Source organism: Pedobacter jeongneungensis (assembly GCF_000633455.1).
Lineage (GTDB): Bacteria > Bacteroidota > Bacteroidia > Sphingobacteriales > Sphingobacteriaceae > Pedobacter > Pedobacter jeongneungensis_A.
This window is the reverse complement of sequence record NZ_AYMG01000038.1, coordinates 221,466-239,635: the sequence shown is the minus strand read 5'-3', so window position 1 is coordinate 239,635 and position 18,170 is coordinate 221,466. Positions and strand designations below refer to the sequence as shown.

The following is an 18,170-nucleotide window of genomic DNA, read 5'->3' as shown; positions in this document are numbered from 1 at the left end:
TTATTTTTTGTATAACAGGTTTTAGATTAACAAGAGGCTTTACCCATCTAAATTAAATTTCGGTTCACCTTAACTTGAATTTCAAGTCAGGCTAGCAATAAATATGTTTTAAAATTTTCAGGGATATTCTTTTGATTTGACGGAGAATATATCTGGAAATAAGTGAAAGATATGCAATGTCCAGTAGACATTTTTAAAATAACTTTTCGTTCAACAAAATTTCTTCCAGAAAAAGATTTTTGAGAATTTTGTAATAGGAATCAGTGAGCTTGGTAATTAGCAGCTGCTTTTCCCGCGGGTCAAGCTCGAGTTCATAAATGCTGTCGGCCAGTAGAGCATACTCCTGCTTGGCTTCCATGATGCGAAACTGAACGTTTGCTAAAGATTCAATATTTTGTAAATATATGGGATGCATTTTACCATCTACTTTTTGATCATTATTATTTGACTCCTCACTATTGGAAGGAAAAATATAATTGTTGCTTTATTTTGTTCAAACTAGCTTCAGTTTTTTGAGCAATCTTTTTTCGTAACATCTTATCCCAAAAATGTTTTGAATTAGTCTGTTATCTATAGTAAATCCTTAATCGTCTGATACTATGATTACTTAAGAATAAATAACAAATTATTTTTAATATTCCTCAACTTATTTTGGCTTTCGGGTGGTTAATTTCAGATAGTTTGGCTACTGCTTATTCACAGGACTAAATTAAAAACAATTGATATTTTAAGCAACTGTTTTTTCGGGAAGTGTTGCACTTTAGTTATTTTGCTAATTTTGTATATGGATTACAGAATATTTCTCGATGAAAGCTGTCACTTTGAAAAAGACTCATCATCAGTCATGTGCATCGGATATGTGAAGGTTTCAGTTGACGACTACGCTCGGCTGTATGAGGAAATAAAGAATATAAAGCTCAGGTTTAAATCAACTTTTGAAATTAAGTGGAATAAATTTTCAAATTCCAGGGTTGATTTCTATAAAGCACTTGTAGACCTTTTTTTTGAATCTTCCATGGAGTTTAAATGTGTTTTGGTCAAACATAAAGACCGGCTCAGTCAGGATGAATTTTATAATGGGTCTCATGAGAACTTCTACTATAAGATGATCGATTTTCTTTTAAAGAATAATAATAATGATGGTTCCAGATACCAGACTTATCTTGACGTGATCAATGGAAGAGGCAAAGAACGTCTCAATAAGATTCAGGAGACTTTTGGCAATCTGCACCATGGAGATTCACCATTTATTTCGTTTCAGCATCTAAATACAGAGAATCTCTTTTTTCAGTTAACAGATCTTTTCGTGGGTGCTATTACATACAAAGCCAGATTTGCAAAGGGCGATTTCGATCATTTCCATCCTGGAAAAAAAGAATTTATTTCTTATCTCGAAGAAAAATCGGGTTATCTTCTTGAGGAAGGAAGTGAACCCTGGGAAACAAAATTCAGTATCATGGATCATCAGGCTAGCATGAAAAAATAATGGCACTTATAAAGCTCAGGCCTTACTTTGAGGAAGATAACTTAGATGTATCCTTTAATAAAGGACAATTGGATGAATTGTATGAAGTTTTTAAAAATGATTTTGTTTATAATCCGCTGGTTGTGAATGGCAAACGGATAAAAATTATTCATCATCGCTCCAGGTCGGAACAATATTGAGATTACTCCGAAACTTTTACCCATATTGTTACCAGACAGACGCGAATTTACCATGAACGGATGTATGATTGCCAGCGTGCCAATAGGGTGCATTGGATTAAACCGATCTTACAGGCACATCCTTGTAAGGATATCCTTTATTACCGTTGGAAGGATGAGAAAGGGGTTTGTAAACATCACTACTGGGCTTTTAGCCTCGACTTCATGATTGTTACGGTTGATGTAAAGCCTGATGAACAAATCGTCACTACTTTTTGTGTGGACAAGGATTCAAAAGCAGAATTCTACACTAGGTTCAAAGATTTCGAGGAAGGAAAAGACTGTGTTTAAACAAAAACAGCACCCTGTCGGTGCTGCGCGCAAATACGGCTCTGCGTGGCCATTACATTTGTCCTTTGGGCAATGCTGATACAAATATAACTAATTGCATTTATATAACAAATTATATTTATATAATTTAGCTATTGAATTTGAACGCAAGGTGTTCCGGATTCCTTCTAAAAATAATTTTCCAGAGTTGAAAAAGGCCCTAATTAACCATCTCTAAGAATGCAGTTCAAATCCACAATCAAGTAATACCATCAAAGAATCGTTTTTCAACTGAATTGTTCATCGTCTATTGTAAATGACATTTTTAAATGATGGGCTAAAAATTAAAAATTGGAATATGCCTGATGCTCGGTGTGTAAATGTCGATTTTCAAATTTTAAATATATTGCTCCTTTAACACCGTGCTTTCTAATCAGGATATTGTTGCATCTCATTGCCAACAGGCAAAAGAAGTTGCAACGCAGTTAGCAACATACCGGAATTTTTCCTGATGATTAATTCATTGGTATATACCAGGTGATAGTCCAGACCGAGTAATTTCATGCGCTATAATGCTCCTGCATGTATAGATGATAGAACCAGATTTTAAAATCATCCCTTCCATTTAAAGACGCGGGAGCTAATGCTGGAAAATAAACTGTTACCAGCATAATTATTCCAAATCTCCATATAGGTGAAATATTAGTAAACGCCGAATGATAAACCTTCGACGTTAATTCTAGAGGGTTTTAAGATTATTAGGCCTATCTCCTATAAACGAAAATAGTGTTGTCTCAGATTACTTAACTAAGTTAAAACACAACATCACGGGTCAGACACCTCTAATCAAAAGTGTCTTTTAAGCTTCCAGGGCATGCTCTATAAAAAATCGTTCGGTAGTACGGGCGTAATACAGAAATAAAAACTCACCACATTCCAAAATTTGTTCCGACAAGGGCCGGCAATGGTGCAGGACTTAAAATCTCAAATTTATGTTACAACAATTTTCCTGGGCAAATTTTCTAATTTTCTTCGCCGTATTAAGTGCACTCTGGTATCTGGCACTCTTGTTTATAGTATTTCGTAAAGATGCAATGGATTTTATCTCGGGATCCATTTCCAGACCAACAGTAATTTCAGGCAGTGCTGCCGCACTTAATGAAAATCAAGTTGATCCACCAGCGCATGAAATTATGGGTAAATCCAAGATACCAGAGGGGCTGGAAGTTGTGAGGATGGGGGCGCTGAGTTTTTCAGTTGCTGGAGATCCTTTGGGTATCGACGAAGAAGCTAAATCAGCTCAGCTGGGCTTAGTGCCTGACGTGATCCAGGAGCTGAAAGAAATATTCGGGATTCTAGAAAAAGAAGACGGCAGTAAGCAGGACTTTTTCGCTCTGGCCGCTATGATCAGCGAAAAATATGGACGCATCGGTTCCAACCCCAATATTGGAAAAATCAATGAGTTTATCCGTAACTACGCACCCTTTTCGGTTACGCTGGAGGAACTCGAATACCTATGGGATTAATTTTCTGATTTTTTACTTAACAAATTCTAACATGGAAAATCATTCATTAAAAGCAGCTAAAAGGATAGCCTTGTTAAAGGTCGCAATGTTCTCGCTTGCCTGGCTGATGCTCAACTTTCTATTTTCAGTTTCCTGCTTTGCCCAGGATGGAAATGCCGGGATTCAGGAAGCAACAAACAAGGTCAAAGGTTATTTCGATACCGGATGCGATCTGATGTATGCCATTGGCGCTGTTGTAGGAATCATCGGCGCCATCAAGGTATTCAATAAGTGGAACGCCGGGGAATCTGATACCAATAAGGTCGCTGCCGCCTGGTTTGGTAGCTGCATATTTCTGGTGGTCGTCGCCACCGTACTCAAGTCCTTTTTCGGGATTTAGCTGGATTAAGTTTTGATTTTAATTGATGGATAATAAAAAAACTTAAAAATTATGGCAACCATTTATCAAATCAATAAGGGAGTGTCGAAGCCAATCGTGTTTAAGGGATTAAAGGCGCAATATATCGCTTATCTGGCTGTCGGGCTTGTACTGCTGCTTTTGTCCTTTGCAATCCTATACATCTCTAGGCTTAGTCTGCTGATTGTTCTGCCGATGATTGGCTTGTTAGGCAGCGCATTATTCATCACTACCTTTCGGCTCAGTTACCGCTTTGGTGAACACGGGCTCATGAAATACCTGGCGAAAAAGGGGCTGCCTAAATACATTAGATTCTCTTCGCGACGAATCTTTACCAAACTTAAATATCCGCATTATCAATAACCATACACTTATGAAAGAAGCCTTCAATATATTGCCCATTTATAAAATAGAACATAGCTGCATCCTGTCTCATAGCGGAGATATCACAATTGGATTTAAAGCACTCTTGCCCGAGATATTCTCCCTATCCGAGCGGGATTATGAGGCTTATCATCAGACCTGGGTAAAGGCTATTAAAGTTTTGCCCCCGGAAAGTGTATTTCACAAGCAGGATTGGTTTTTAACCGAGCAGTTCAAAGCAGATTTTGAAAAAAATGGGCAAAACTTTCTTTCACACTCCAGTGAACGGTTTTTTAATGAACGTCCTTGCATTCAGCACAGCTGTTATGTTTTTTTGACCAAAAAACCTGCTGGAAAGAAATCCTCCTCCTCAGCAGCTAGCAATATCCTGCGGAAATCCCTGGTTCCTCCGCAAACCATTAATCCGGTTTTGGTAGCAGATTTTTTGGACAAAGCCGGACAGTTCCAGCGTATCGTTCATGATTCGGGATTTGTCGGCCTGCAAAGGTTATCCGATGAAGAACTGGCAGGAACATCCAATAAAGCTGGCGTTATAGAGCGTTACTGCTTTTTAATTGGGGAAGGAGAAATGCCCATTATTAGGGATGTTAATTTACAAAACGGGATTTCAGTTGGCGAGAAAAAGATGGAAATCTACACCCTGGCAGATACCGATGACTTATCAGCTTTCTGTGGCAGCCGGATCAATTATGAGCCTTATTCTACGGATAAATCAAAGTTTAGTATCGGGTTTGCCAGTCCGCTTGGACAGCTTTTGAAAGGCAGTCACATCCTAAATCAATATGTTTTCTTGGGTGATGCGCAACAAACCATCAAACGCCTGGAAGCTAAAAAACTTCGTCTGCATTCACTCTCTACCTACTCCAGGGAAAACTCAATTTCAAGGGACGCTGTGAATGACTTTCTAAATGAGGCAGTGGCGCTGGGGAGACTTCCTGTAAAATCGCACATCAACATAATGGCCTGGTCGGATGATCCATTGGAACAAAGGGAAATCAAGAACAGGGTTTCGTCTGCAATGGCAGCAATTGAAGCTGTTGCCAAGCGGGAAACAGATGGACAGGCGCAGATCTGGTTTGCCGGTTTGCCCGGCAATCAGGCAGACTTTCCTATGAACGATACTTTCGATACCTTTTTAGAGCAGGCTACCTGTCTTTTTAATATGGAAAGCCACAACAGGGATTCAAGATCGGGCTTTGGCATTCGGTTGGGCGAAAGGCTTTCGGGTCGCCCTGTACACGTGGATATTTCTGATGAGCCCATTACCAAAGGATTTACCACCAATCGGAACAAGTTTATTCTCGGTCCTTCAGGATCCGGTAAATCTTTTTTTACCAATCACATGGTGCGTAGCTATTACGAACAAGGTACCCATGTATTGCTGGTTGATGTCGGACATAGCTATAAAGGGCTTTGTGACCTGGTCGGCGGATATTATTTCAGTTATAGTGAAGCTAGTCCCATTGCCTTTAATCCTTTCTATCTAGCGGAAGGGGATGTCCTGGATACCGAGAAGAAGGAAAGCATCAAAACGCTGCTGCTGGCACTTTCCAAAAAAGAGGGGGAAACCTTTACCCGCTCTGAGTATGTGGGTTTTTCAAACGGGCTGACCCTTTATTTTAAACACCTCGAGCATCATCCGGATATCTTTCCCTGCTTCAATTCATTCTATGAGTTTCTGGCTGGCGAATATCTTTCGGTACTCGAAGAAAATAATGTTCGTGACCAGTATTTTGATATCAATAGCTTTCTCTATGTACTCAAACCTTACTACCGCGGCGGGGAATTTGATTACCTGCTGAATGCGACCTCGCAGCTTGATTTGCTTTCCGAACGCTTTATTGTTTTTGAACTTGATGCCATCAAAGATCATCCGATCCTTTTTCCCGCTGTGACGCTGATTATCATGGAGGTGTTTATTTCCAAGATGCGAAAACTTAAAGGCTTTCGGAAGATGATCCTGATCGAGGAATGCTGGAAAGCGATTGCCAAAGAGGGCATGGCCGAATACATTAAATACCTGTTCAAAACTGTCCGGAAATTCTTTGGAGAAGCAGTCGTTGTCACCCAGGAAGTGGAAGACATTATTTCTTCGCCTGTGGTGAAGCAGGCCATTATTAATAACTCGGACTGTAAGATCCTGCTTGATCAGAGTAAGTACCAGAATAAGTTTAATGATATCCAGGAATTACTGGGGCTCACTGAAAAGGAAAAATCGCAGATTCTTTCCATGAACCGGAATAATGACCCCACTAAAAAATACAAGGAAGTATTCATCTCTCTGGGTGGGCAACATAGCCAGGTCTACCGAACTGAGGTCAGTTTAGAAGAGTACCTCTGCTATACCACAGAAGAAAAGGAAAAGCTCTTGGTTCAGCAATATGCTGAAAAGCTTGGAAGCGTCAGAAAAGGAATTGAAAGCCTCGCCGGTGACATCAGAAACAAATCCGTAACACTTTAAAAATAATTAATCATGAAAAATTACCAATTGATTTTAGCGATGGTTAGCCTGATCCAAATAACTGGATGTCAGACCGACCATTCGCGATCATTTCTGCCCGGAACCTTCATCAATTCTGCCGGAGGAGAATTCAGTAAGGCTGATGATACCCTTGCTGTTGAAGCAGGTGAGGAAAACATGTTCTTCATCCATCGTCGAACGGGATTTAATTTGATTCAAAATGGCAAAACCGGCAAAAGGCAGTACGAACGGGAAGAATGGAAAGCGTTGTACGATGAGGCTACGAAAAGCTTGAGCGAAATAAGAAAAGGTAAGCTCATCACCATTCATCCTGATTCTGGCTACCTGCTGGTTGGGAAAAGAAAATACATCAAACAATAAGCACAAAAAAAATATGAGATCTCTAACAAACAGTGCATGGCCACGCACCAAAATCAGAAACAGCTTATGCGGTCCAGGGAAAGTCTTGGGCTCGCTGGCGACCAAAATCAAAAAGATTATGAAAAATTATATGGTAATTCTTCCGGTCAGTGCGATGACCATTTGCGTAAGCCTCCCAAAGGGCGCTAACGCTCAGCTGGCGGTATTGGAGGTAATCAAGGCAGGCGTAAAGAAGGTCATCCGTGCAGTAGACCTAAAGGTTCAAAGATTACAAAATGAAACCATCTGGCTACAGAATGCACAGAAGGTGCTTGAGAACCAACTTTCAAAACTTAAACTCACCGAGATCGCCGACTGGACCGAGCGGCAAAAGGAGCTTTATAGTGAATATTATACCTCGCTTTGGAAAGTCAAAACAGCCATTACTTATTATAAAAGGGTAAAGGATCTTACCCAGCGGCAGATCGCCATTGTCGATGAATACAAATGGGCCTGGGGGCTGTTCCAGAAGGATAAGCACTTTACGGTCGATGAGCTCGAGGCCATGCAAAAGACCTATCTGGGCATTTTGGAAGAAAGTGTAAAGAACCTGGATCAAGTCCTGTTGGTTGTCCATTCATTTAAAACCCAGATGAGTGATGGAAAACGCCTGGAAATCATTGGTGCCGCGGCTAAAAAAATGGAGGAGAATTATACAGACCTCAAACAGTTTAATGCCGGCAACATCGATTTAAGTATCAAACGGTCAAACTCTCTGGATGAGGTGGCCAAACTGAAGGAGCTTTATGGAATCGAATAAATTTATTTCTTGTGGGTTTGGTATGCTTATACTTTTTTCTTTTAGCGCAAAGGCACAGACCTGGTCGGAATGGTTTTCCCAGAAAAAGACCCAGCAAAAGTATTTGATTGAACAGGTCGCGGCACTGAAGCTTTATGCGGGCTATCTCAAAAAGGGATACGAGATCGGCAAGTCTGGGCTGGGTTTCATCAAAGATGCCGGCAAAGGTGAACTTGATCTGCACCGCGCATTTTTCAGCTCCTTGAAATCGGTTAGTCCAGCAGTTAGGAATAATATCAAGGTCGCCGAAATTATCCAGATGCAAATTGATGTCTCAGGGACACTTGCCGCTTTATCAAAAAATTCTGGTTTGTCGGAAGAACACAAGGTTTATGCCGCATTGGTACGAACGGAATTGCTCTCGGACTGTCTGGCCGATTTAGAGGAGTTGTTGCTCATCATCACCTCAGGAAAATTTGAATTAACTGATGATGAGCGACTGTTGAGGATTGATGATCTGCATCAGCGCATTGCAGATAAAAGGAATTTTGCTTTCAGCTTTGCTGGTTCGGTAAACCGTTTGGGCGCTGAGCGATCAAGAGAACTGGATGTGTTAAATAGAATGGAGGGATGGTATGAGAAATAAGAAGTTATGGTTAGTGGTATGTATGGTTGCCGGCAGCATTCTATTTGCTTTAAATATTCGTGCCCAATCAACCGAAGCGCAACAACTGCTGATCAATGTAGAAAAATTGAGCCAGCTCAAAAATATCCTCAGTGATATGAAAAAGGGATATACCATTATCTCCAGCGGCTATAATGCAGTAAAGAATATTTCGCAGGGCAATTTTTCGCTCCATGAAACTTTCCTCGATGGACTGATGATGGTCAGCCCCGTAGTAAGAAAGTATGCACGGGTTGCTGATATCATTTCCGCTCAAAAGGATATTGTATCGGAGTATAAACGGTCGTTAAAGAATTTTCAGGCCTCCGGCCTGATGAATGCCCAGGAGTTAGATTACATCGCCGGGGTATATTCCGGCCTATTTGCTCAAAGCATGGACAACCTAGATGAGCTCACCCTTGTACTCACCGCAGGCTCCCTTCGAATGAGCGACGAAGAAAGACTTTCGTCAATTGACAGGATATTTCTGGATACAACAGATAAGCTCACTTTCCTCCGAATTTTCAATCAGCAGACAGGCACATTACTGCTTCAGCGGAAAGCTGCATTGGCGGATATGCAGGGAACCAGGGAATTGTTTAAAATCAATTAAAATTTTGAATCATGGAAAGATTATTAACTCGCTTTTTTAAGTGTGCAGGCATCACTTTTGCCCTTTTTCTCCTTCCTTCACTGGTTTTTTCGCAAGGAATAGCAGGCGAGCTCAGTGGAATGCAGGCCGTATTGGACCATGTTTATGAGGAAATGATCCCTTTAAGCTCAAGACTCATTGATGTGGCCAGGGGGCTTGCGGGTTTCGGCGCCCTATGGTATATCGCCAGCCGGGTGTGGCGGCAGCTAGCTGCAGCTGAACCCATCGATTTTTATCCCCTGCTTCGTCCCTTCGCGCTGGGTATGTGTATCATCATGTTTCCGGCAGTGCTTGGCATCATGAATAGCGTGCTCAAACCAACGGTAACTGCGACGGGTGCAATGGTTTCAGACAGTAACAAGGCAATTGAAAGATTGCTGAAGTTAAAAGAGGCGGCCATCAAGAAATCTAAAAACTGGCAGATGTATGTTGGAGACAGTGGAAATGGAGATCGTGATAAATGGTATAAATATACCCATCCGAAAGATCCCAACAGGGAAGATGAATCTTTTTTGGACGGGCTGGGTAATTCGATGCAGTTTTGGATGGAAAAACAGAGTTATAACCTGCGTAATTCCATCAAAAGCTGGCTGAAAGAAGTGCTGGAAGTAATATACGCAGCAGCCTCGCTGTGCATCAACACCGTCCGGATATTTTTTCTCCTTGTGCTCGCCATTTTAGGACCACTGGTTTTTGGGTTTGCAGTCTTCGATGGGTTTCAGCAAACACTCACGGTGTGGCTCGCCAGGTATGTGAACATTTTTCTCTGGCTACCCATTGCCAATATATTCGGAAGCATCCTGGGAAAAATTCAGCAAAATATGATAAAGGTAGATCTTTCTCAAATCGAAGCGCAGGGTGATACATTTTTCTCTGCAACGGATACTGCCTATTTAGTATTTCTCATCATTGGTATTGTAGGTTATTTCTCGGTGCCTAACGTGGCCAATTACGTAGTGCATGCAGGCGGTGGAAATGCGATCCTGACCAAAGTCAATTCTTTGGTGGTGGCGGCACCAAACTCTGCCGCAGGAGCTGCAATGGGCGCTGGCGGCATGGTTGCCGATGCCCTTGGTGATAAGGCCCGTTTGCAGTCTCAGGGTTATGCTGCCGCAGGTCAGGGAGATTATTTTCCTGACCAGTCATCATACCATAAAAATAAAATTTCAGGTAAATCCACTTAAAAAAGACAGCTTATGTTTACACAATTCAAAAATATTGATACCGCTTTTAGCCACATCAAACGATTCAGTCTTCTTGTAATTATGGCATGCCTGATGATTTCAGTATTCGCCATTTATAAAGGGTTTACCATAGTAGACAGGGCGCAGCAACGGGTATATATCCTGGCCAACGGTAAAGTACTGGAAGCTGCGGTCGGCGAACGAAAAGACAACATTGCCGTTGAAATCCGCGATCACGTAAAGATGTTTCACCATTATTTTTTTACCCTTGATCCTGATGAAAAAGTAATCCAGGCCAATATCACTTCAGCAATAAACCTGGCAGATGAAAGTGCCAAGCGGGCTTATGATAACCTTAAAGAAAAAGGTTATTTCAATAGCCTCATTTCTGCCAATATTTCCCAGGAAATCTCAGTGGATAGCACCAAGGTAGATCTTGATTCATACCCCTACGTTTTTAAATGCTATGCCACCCAGCGCCTGATACGTTCGACCTCTACCGTTCGAAGGAAACTGGTGACGACAGGGACACTGAGAAATGTGTCCCGTTCCGACAATAATCCTCATGGATTTTTAATCCAGCAATGGCAGACTCTGGATAACCATGATGAACCATTAAACCCTTAAGCAGATGAATCGAGAGCTCAGAAAACAAATTACTAGGGAAAATATTCAGTATCAGTTGCGACAAAAAATCCTGGCTGGTCAAAGGTCATTGGCAGATTATCTGAATCTGAAATGCCGCCATATTTCCACAAAAGCAACGCTGATCTTGCTCTTCATTTTTATTGCCGTGGCGAGCGTAGCCCTGATCAGGTTGATAATTAACGCAACTACTTAAACAAATGAAATATATGAAAAACGAAAAAATCAAGGAGAAGCGAAAAATTTTGCTTTTCCTACCAATATTGATCTTACCATTCTTAAGCATGGCTTTTTATGCTATGGGTGGGGGAAGTGGTCATCAATACATTATTGCTAAAAATCACGAAATTAATTCTGCACTTCCTGAGGCGACTTTTGGTAAAGAGAAAGCAGCCGATAAAATGGCGATTTATCAGCAGAATCAAAAAGATTCCATTCACTCAGCAGATACCTATCTGGAAAGTGTGGCAGGAAAACTGGGCTTTAGCGCTACAACAGATAAGGATCCAACTCAGGATATTGACCTGAAACTTCAGCAGCTAAATGCACAGATTAATGCACCGATTGAAAAAAGTCCAGGGACTACTTTAAAGGACCGGAACATTAAAGTGGCTGGTATGGCTAGCGATGTGGATAAACTGGAAAAACTAATGTCTACCATGCAAGGAGGTGCCGGTGAAGATCAGGAAATGAAGCAGCTCAGTGGTATGCTTGAAAAAGTGCTGGACATCCAGCATCCCGAGCGTGTGCGTGATGCCTATCTCAAGCAGGTCAATAACGCACCCGATGAACGTTTTGCTGCAATCCCGGCGCAAGTTGCCGCAAAGCAAACGCTCGTCCAGGGCGCCGTGATTAAATTGGTGCTCTCTGATACGGTCACCATTGCCGGGGTATTGGTTCCCAAAGGGCATGAGTTATTCGGCCTTTGCAATTTGACCAATCAACGATTGCTGGTGGACATTAAAACTATACGCATTGATAAAAGTATCATTCCCGTGGATCTATCCATTTATAGCCTTGATGGTATCAAAGGGATTGTTGCCCCGGATGCGATTGTCGACAATGCGATATCAGGGGGAGCTGATGATGCCGTGCGTAGCTTGCAGCTATTGACAATGGATCAGTCGATAGGGATGCAGGCCGCAGGCGCTGGCATTGATGCTGCAAAAGGACTTTTTTCCAAAAAGGTCAGACGAATAAAAATAAAAGTAAAAGCAGGCTTTCCTGTGCTGCTCAGAGATAATCAAATCAGGAAGTAGTCTAAATCCAATATTGATCCGGGAATCAATCCTACAAGAATTATGTCCTGGAAAAGGACTTCGCGCACTTTGAGCTAGTTGAATGAGACCTGTTCAACCCCTTATTGGTGAAATTATATCGCGCAAATGCGCAAATCATTAATTATAAAACAATCGTTATGAATTTAAACAACCTTGAAGATCTCAAAATCGAGATGAAATCACTTGGCTTCGGTAAGGAGCTACAGGAGAAAATGGAAGACAACATGAAGGCCAATCTTCCTGAGTTTGTGTTAAAGGATCAGGTAAATGGTCATAAAGGCCAGATAGATCTCAATCTTTATTTCAAACAATCGGGCCAGTCGGAAAATTATTATTTAAACAAGTACGATATTGCCCTGAACGAAGGTAAGCCCTTAGAGGCTGGCCAAAATTATCTGGTGATTTCTCCGAGCGAAACCGCTGGAAAAAACAATGTCTTTAAACGAGAAAATGTTGCCGAGGCAATTGAGGTATTTAAGAAACATACCGGCAACGCCGAATTGGCTGTAGGAAAGGATGCTGCCCACAAAATTAAACTGGCGACCATGGAAGACGGTAAGATAAATTATGTGGATAAGGAGTTCGGCAGGACGTTCCGCAACCCTCCACTTCCTCAGACGATATGGGTGGAAAGAGGTAAAGGTTTTACCGCTTCCCAATCTGTCAACCTTATTGAAGGCAGGGCAGTATACAGAGAGGATATGCTCACTCAGGGCGGTTTACCCTATAAAGCATGGATGAAGCTCGATTTGGACGGGCCCAGAGACAGGCATATGAATTACAATATGAACCAGTATCATGATCCATCGTATGGTTTCAATTTGAAAGAAGTCCTTGATAAATTTAACATCAAAGAGCTCGATAATCCAAAAGACCGTGCGAAACTGGAAGCGCAGTTGAAAAATGGTGACCGTCCATCTATTACCGTCGAAAAAAATGGCGAGCAGGTGAAGTTGCAGGTTGAAGCAGTGCCCCGTTATTCACAGCTGAATATGTTTGCCACAAACGGTAGGGCGGAGAAAAGGGAGCAGTTTCTCAAAGAATCTTCGCTGAATAAAGCGGTAACAAAATCAAAGGGAAAAGAGGTTTCTGCCAGTCAGGGTTTGGGCGTTTAGACTCTTTTTGTATTTTAGTGGCTTGTTTTTTGTAAGTAACAATTAAATTTTATAATCGCTGAACTTCTGGTAAGCAAGAAAAACAATTATGGAAAAGTTTGAAAAAGTAAAAGAATTGGTATCAGCAATCGAGGCTGATGCTACAAAGTTTTATGAAAATGGTAATGCTGCGGCAGGTACGCGCGTTCGTAAAGCAATGCAAGACCTAAAAGTCTTGGCTCAGGAAATCAGAGCTGAAGTGACAGAAAAGAAAAATAGCGCTAAATAAAAACATCGCTGTTTTGGGAAATTTGGAAAGTTCCGGCCACTGGTCGGGACTTTTTTTTTATCTCAATTTTCATAATCCCTTATCATCCGGTCAATAGATTCGGCTGATTATATTAGACATCATCATCTGTGTTTAAGGGCAACAGTAAATCTGAATCATTATTAGGTTTCTTTAAGGTAGAAACTGCATTAACCCTTTTGCCTACCTTGGTTCGTTTCATCAGCTCAGCAGGAAAGGTATCCAGCACGGTCATTTTGCTTGCTACTGAAAGTGTCTTGCTCAGCCAAATCTCTTCCTCCTGTTTGTTTAGGATGACAGGCATACGTGGTTTCGTATGTATCTCTGCAACAATGGCATTTGCTTCGGTAGTCAAAATCCCGTAGGTTCTGAATTTCTCTTTGGTCTCCGGGTCAACCCACTGCGACCAAAGCCCTGCGAAACAAAACATTTTTCTGTCCTTAACCGTGAACCGGTATGGCTGCTTATCGCCCTTCCCCAGATCTTTCCATTCATAAAAGCCATCTGCAATGACGATACATGTTTTATGATTGACGAGCAGCGGTCTCCATAAATTACTCTCCAAGGCTGTTTCACTTTTGATGTTCCAGGTATCACGTGTTAATTTTAGGCTTTCTGCGAAATGCGGTACAATACCAAAGCTCATCTGTTGGATAATGTCTGGCTCATCGGCAGTAATGACAAGGCCCATTTGTGTTATAGCTAAATTATAATTTGGCGTCCATTCAGCCTGCAACTGGTGCGGATGCGTTTTCAGGATTTCTTTCTCCTCAGCTGTTAAGGTATAACGTGCACACATAGTTTTCTTGTAATATTCAAATATAACATTACCAAACTCACCGTGTTTTACTTTTTATTTTTAGCCTTTGGCCTATCCTTATTTTGATTCAGCGTAGCTGCTTCTTTAAGTAAGTAGCGTTTTATTAATGCTATCAATTCTCTCATTATTTAACTTTTATGATATCGTTCCAATCCGTTGTATAGCTCGGGCGCAAAAACTCCCGTTTCATCGACCATTTTTGCTTACTGCCTTCACCCGCCATTCTCAAGGTGCCGGCTCCGTAGTGACGGTTCATCTTATCGAGTACACCGGATATTTTATCGTGCTTTGCACCATTCCAGTCGCTAAATATATTCAGCTGCACCTCCGACTCGGGTAGCAAGCCTGTGGCAGTAACTTCTACCTTCTGAAAAAGATAACCACGCATGTATATTTTTTTTAATCCAAGTAATGCTACTTTAACTAAATCAACGGTATTGTTTACCGGATGCTCCAGAGGTATGGTAATTGAAGGAAAGGCCTGGGCAGCTTCTGATTTGTACTTATTGGTTAAAAGCCTGACTGATAAAACGCTCGTGCAAAGTTTTTCCCTCCTCAGCTTAACCGCCAGCCTTGCAGCATAGCTTGAGGTTGCTTCTTTAAGTTCGTTGTAATCTGTGGTCAACTTTCCAAACGCCCTGCTGGTACACATGCCTTTTTTGGGCTCCAAAACTGATTTTAAAGGGATGCAGCTTTCTCCCCATAATTCGCGCCACATCCTCAGTCCCACAATGGTCATATTGCTTTGTACCCAATCCATTGGCAAGGCCCTGAACTGCGCTGCAGTTTCGATTCCGCCTTTTATGAGCTTGTGCGCAAATTGTCTTCCTACTCCCCAAAGGTCTTCAACAGGATAGTCGGCCAATGCTTCGCTGATCTGATCTTCAGTTTCCAACACCATTACACCATTATGTTTTTTGGAGGTTTTATTTGCTACTTTTGCCAGCACCTTAGTCGGCGCAACGCCTACGCTTATCGGAATGCCGGTATTATAAATAACAGCTTCCCTAATCTCTTTCGCATATTCAGGAAGGTTGTTAAATCCTGTTAATCCAAGAAAGCACTCATCAATGCTGTAGACCTCCACATTCGGGGTAAACCTGGCCAGGTTGGTCATTACTCTGGCACTGATATCTCCATACAAAGTATAATGGCTGCTAAATACTGCAACATGATGTTGTTTGATCTCTTCTCTTATCTTGAAAAAAGGTGCCCCCATAGCAATGCCGCATGCTTTGGCTTCATTGCTCCGAGCAATCACGCAGCCATCATTATTGCTCAATACGATTACCGGAACACCATTATATTGAGGTTCAAAGAGCCGGTGACAACTCGCATAGAAGTTATTACAGTCTGCCAGTGCGAACATTGTTGTTCTTTGAATGAGGTAAACAGGTCCAGGTAACAGCGCCAAATACGGTAATTTTTTTTCCGGTAATATTCAGGCAGGCATCCATGCTGTCATTAATACATAAATAAGTATTTTCTCCATTTATCAGCAGCTTCCTGGTTAACCACTCATCATCTACGCAACAAACAATCAGCATTCCAGAAGAAACCTTGACCGATTTATCAACTATGATAATGCTACCTTTTAAAATACCGAAATAGCGCATCTGCTCATCATCCGCTTCAAAGTAAAAGGTGTTTGTCGGATCGTTAACAATCTTCTGAGCAATATGTAGCCTTCGTTGTTTATAATCCTCAGCAGGGGATATAAAACCGGTAACACGACCCGGGTTATCCAATGCATCTATCGATACATCCCTTGGGATTTCCATTTCTCTTGTCATACTGCAAAAAATTAAGTTGTAAAAATACTAATTATATTAGTATTTCTTAAACCATTTATCCACAGGATTTGTGGATAAATAGTAGGTAACCATCTTAATTATACTCCCGAAGTAAATTAAAGCGCAATAATGCAGACGATTAATAATGATTTGAGATAAATATTCCTACAGTGTTTAGATTAATATTGCTAATTAAATTAGTAATCATGAGCTTTGTTTATCCAGTTTAATCAGACGGATGATCTGTCTTAGTTTATTCATTTTGATAGGCTTATTGAACATTGTAGTCAGCAGTTTTTGTTCGGCTAAAAGCTAAACAAAAACATATTCCTACAAACCATTCAGCACAAACGAATCTGCGATTTCAAGGGGGTCAATTTGGATCGGCGCAAAGGGGTCTTTTTGCTTTGGCGAACCTTATCGATGTTTTCTATTTATGTCAGATCAAAATCTCCAAAAATCAATGCCGGATTTTTACAGTAAAGTATATGAGCTGGTGGCTTTGATACCATCCGGTCGCGTGACAACTTACGGGGCAATTGCAAAAGCTTTGGGATCGGCGAGCTCATCGAGATTAGTTGGGATTGCGATGAATCATGCGCACGAATTACGTCCAGATTTACCTGTGCACAGAGTGGTTAACCGTAATGGTTTGTTGACGGGTAAACATCATTTCACAGATAGATTTACGATGGAACAGCTATTGAGCTGGGAAAGAATCATGGTTGTCGATGATCAGATCGTTGATATTTCATCGGTTCGCTGGGATCCGTTACTGGATTTATAAATGAAATTCGCTGAAATCTGATAGTTAAACAAAACAAGATACCTGCGTTATCATTTTCGGGGTCAATTAGATTTTGAGAGACAAATTGCCCATAATATTCAAGAAACACCTATGATATTATAGTAACAAACCTGGCTATTTTAATAGTCCTTTAATAACTTAATCCGATTTTTGAAAGTATAAAGATCAATGGGGGCATTTAATTTTGGTACAATTTAGGTGTGAGTGTTGGCACGCAAGAAGAAATTCCGGCATAAACGCTCCTGAACCCTTCCCCTTTTTTCCCATTTATTCCGTTGCTTCTTTTGCTTTGGCAACCCTCAAACCTTTGTCTGCATCATAATTAATTCAAAATATTATGGAAAACTCACTTTTTAACCTTGCAGAAATCGAAATCAGCTACAAACCAAAATTCAAACCTGTTGAACGCCCACAGATAGATAGCGCCAGTAAGGCCTATAGTTTACTGCTTAACAACTGGGATGTCAATAAAATAGAACTTGTTGAAGAATTTAAAATCATATTGCTCAACCGGAGAAATAGGGTTCTGGGAATTGTCAATATTTCGCAGGGCGGGATGTCGGGAACAATCGCAGATCCCAAAATCATTTTCGCTGTTGCACTTAAAGCCTGTGCAAGTGGAATAATTCTTTCCCATAGCCATCCATCGGGAGAATCAAACCCAAGTGAAGCCGATATCAGATTGACCAGAAAGCTTACCGAAGCGGGAAAGTTGCTCGATTTACCAATACTCGATCACATCATCGTATGTAGCGATGGCTATTATAGTTTCATGGATGAAGGAATTATGTAAGTTAAATAGCTCCTCCAGGATGATGTAAGAGCTTATTTTTTATTGATATTTTTTATTCACCCACCTCAATGTTTCTATAAAAGAACCCTTTCTTCTGTACCAAAAAATCTCGGTGCGAGCAAAATATTTAAAAGAAAAAACGGAAGCGTAGCTGTAGCCATTCTTCCGTTTATCTAAATTAACGCTCTCAAAGTCTAAGTTATACATCCTAAACATCCTTTCCAAATTT

21 protein-coding genes are annotated in these 18,170 nt (G+C 41.1%); 17 read left to right on the top strand and 4 right to left on the bottom strand.

All coding sequences use genetic code 11. From position 1 onward, the window contains the following. Positions 1 to 784 precede the first annotated feature (784 nt). Positions 785 to 1,486, top strand: a complete 702-nt coding sequence (locus U859_RS0128340; RefSeq protein ID WP_025146590.1) for a DUF3800 domain-containing protein — start codon at positions 785 to 787, stop codon at positions 1,484 to 1,486. Positions 1,487 to 1,725: 239 nt separating this feature from the next. Continuing rightward, positions 1,726 to 1,995 (top strand): hypothetical protein, encoded by a 270-nt coding sequence (locus U859_RS0128330; RefSeq protein WP_025146588.1) that lies wholly within the window; start codon positions 1,726 to 1,728, stop codon positions 1,993 to 1,995. Between the two features lie 408 nt (positions 1,996 to 2,403). Here the strand turns inward: U859_RS0128330 and U859_RS32570 are convergent, their stop codons facing one another. After that, positions 2,404 to 2,538 (bottom strand): hypothetical protein, encoded by a 135-nt coding sequence (locus U859_RS32570; protein ID WP_262496828.1) that lies wholly within the window; start codon positions 2,536 to 2,538, stop codon positions 2,404 to 2,406. Between the two features lie 428 nt (positions 2,539 to 2,966). On the opposite strand from U859_RS32570, the gene U859_RS0128325 reads away from it, so the two are divergent. The 13 genes from U859_RS0128325 (at position 2,967) to U859_RS0128265 (ending at position 13,709) form a co-directional block, all read left to right on the top strand. Next, entirely contained in the window at positions 2,967 to 3,500 is a 534-nt protein-coding gene (locus U859_RS0128325; RefSeq protein ID WP_162800075.1) for a hypothetical protein, read from the top strand. An 85-nt stretch (positions 3,501 to 3,585) separates the two neighbouring features. Continuing rightward, positions 3,586 to 3,879 (top strand): DUF4134 domain-containing protein, encoded by a 294-nt coding sequence (locus tag U859_RS0128320; protein WP_051584804.1) that lies wholly within the window; start codon positions 3,586 to 3,588, stop codon positions 3,877 to 3,879. Between the two features lie 51 nt (positions 3,880 to 3,930). Further along, positions 3,931 to 4,260, top strand: a complete 330-nt coding sequence (locus U859_RS0128315) for a DUF4133 domain-containing protein (protein ID WP_025146585.1) — start codon at positions 3,931 to 3,933, stop codon at positions 4,258 to 4,260. 10 nt (positions 4,261 to 4,270) lie between these two features. Next, a complete protein-coding gene (locus U859_RS0128310) occupies positions 4,271 to 6,742 on the top strand; it encodes a TraG family conjugative transposon ATPase (protein WP_025146584.1) in 2,472 nt (823 codons plus the stop codon). Between the two features lie 12 nt (positions 6,743 to 6,754). Beyond that, positions 6,755 to 7,123 (top strand): hypothetical protein, encoded by a 369-nt coding sequence (locus U859_RS0128305; RefSeq protein WP_025146583.1) that lies wholly within the window; start codon positions 6,755 to 6,757, stop codon positions 7,121 to 7,123. Positions 7,124 to 7,241: 118 nt separating this feature from the next. Continuing rightward, positions 7,242 to 7,922, top strand: a complete 681-nt coding sequence (locus U859_RS0128300) for a hypothetical protein (protein WP_025146582.1) — start codon at positions 7,242 to 7,244, stop codon at positions 7,920 to 7,922. Continuing rightward, entirely contained in the window at positions 7,909 to 8,547 is a 639-nt protein-coding gene (locus tag U859_RS0128295) for a hypothetical protein (RefSeq protein WP_051584799.1), read from the top strand. Before U859_RS0128300 ends, U859_RS0128295 begins: the two co-directional genes overlap by 14 nt. Continuing rightward, positions 8,537 to 9,178, top strand: a complete 642-nt coding sequence (locus U859_RS0128290) for a hypothetical protein (protein WP_025146580.1) — start codon at positions 8,537 to 8,539, stop codon at positions 9,176 to 9,178. Before U859_RS0128295 ends, U859_RS0128290 begins: the two co-directional genes overlap by 11 nt. 11 nt (positions 9,179 to 9,189) lie before the next feature. Continuing rightward, positions 9,190 to 10,401 carry a conjugative transposon protein TraJ gene (gene traJ / locus U859_RS0128285; protein WP_025146579.1) on the top strand — a complete coding sequence of 404 codons (1,212 nt, stop codon included), beginning with the start codon at positions 9,190 to 9,192 and terminating at the stop codon, positions 10,399 to 10,401. A 12-nt stretch (positions 10,402 to 10,413) separates the two neighbouring features. Then, entirely contained in the window at positions 10,414 to 11,028 is a 615-nt protein-coding gene (gene traK / locus U859_RS0128280) for a conjugative transposon protein TraK (RefSeq protein ID WP_025146578.1), read from the top strand. Positions 11,029 to 11,255: 227 nt separating this feature from the next. Beyond that, entirely contained in the window at positions 11,256 to 12,305 is a 1,050-nt protein-coding gene (gene traM, locus U859_RS0128275) for a conjugative transposon protein TraM (RefSeq protein WP_037505923.1), read from the top strand. 158 nt (positions 12,306 to 12,463) lie between these two features. Beyond that, entirely contained in the window at positions 12,464 to 13,441 is a 978-nt protein-coding gene (locus U859_RS0128270) for a hypothetical protein (RefSeq protein WP_162800074.1), read from the top strand. Between the two features lie 88 nt (positions 13,442 to 13,529). After that, positions 13,530 to 13,709 carry a hypothetical protein gene (locus tag U859_RS0128265; RefSeq protein WP_025146575.1) on the top strand — a complete coding sequence of 60 codons (180 nt, stop codon included), beginning with the start codon at positions 13,530 to 13,532 and terminating at the stop codon, positions 13,707 to 13,709. Between the two features lie 112 nt (positions 13,710 to 13,821). Here the strand turns inward: U859_RS0128265 and U859_RS0128260 are convergent, their stop codons facing one another. The 3 genes from U859_RS0128260 to U859_RS0128245 form a co-directional block, all read right to left on the bottom strand. Continuing rightward, complete coding sequence (locus U859_RS0128260; RefSeq protein ID WP_025146574.1) at positions 13,822 to 14,526, bottom strand: SOS response-associated peptidase; 705 nt, start codon at positions 14,524 to 14,526, stop codon at positions 13,822 to 13,824. A 145-nt stretch (positions 14,527 to 14,671) separates the two neighbouring features. Continuing rightward, on the bottom strand, positions 14,672 to 15,916 hold the full coding sequence (locus tag U859_RS0128250; RefSeq protein ID WP_025146573.1) for a Y-family DNA polymerase: 1,245 nt from the start codon (positions 15,914 to 15,916) through the stop codon (positions 14,672 to 14,674). Continuing rightward, complete coding sequence (locus tag U859_RS0128245) at positions 15,894 to 16,340, bottom strand: LexA family protein (protein WP_025146572.1); 447 nt, start codon at positions 16,338 to 16,340, stop codon at positions 15,894 to 15,896. Before U859_RS0128245 ends, U859_RS0128250 begins: the two co-directional genes overlap by 23 nt. Before the next feature lie 436 nt (positions 16,341 to 16,776). Between U859_RS0128245 and U859_RS0128240 the strand changes: the two genes are divergently transcribed. Both U859_RS0128240 and U859_RS0128235 read left to right on the top strand, forming a co-directional pair. Then, the gene (locus tag U859_RS0128240) at positions 16,777 to 17,127 is read left to right on the top strand and encodes an MGMT family protein (protein WP_240183110.1); all 351 of its coding nucleotides are present in this window, start codon (positions 16,777 to 16,779) and stop codon (positions 17,125 to 17,127) included. A 358-nt stretch (positions 17,128 to 17,485) separates the two neighbouring features. Next, positions 17,486 to 17,941, top strand: a complete 456-nt coding sequence (locus tag U859_RS0128235; protein WP_025146570.1) for a RadC family protein — start codon at positions 17,486 to 17,488, stop codon at positions 17,939 to 17,941. Positions 17,942 to 18,170: the final 229 nt, after the last annotated feature.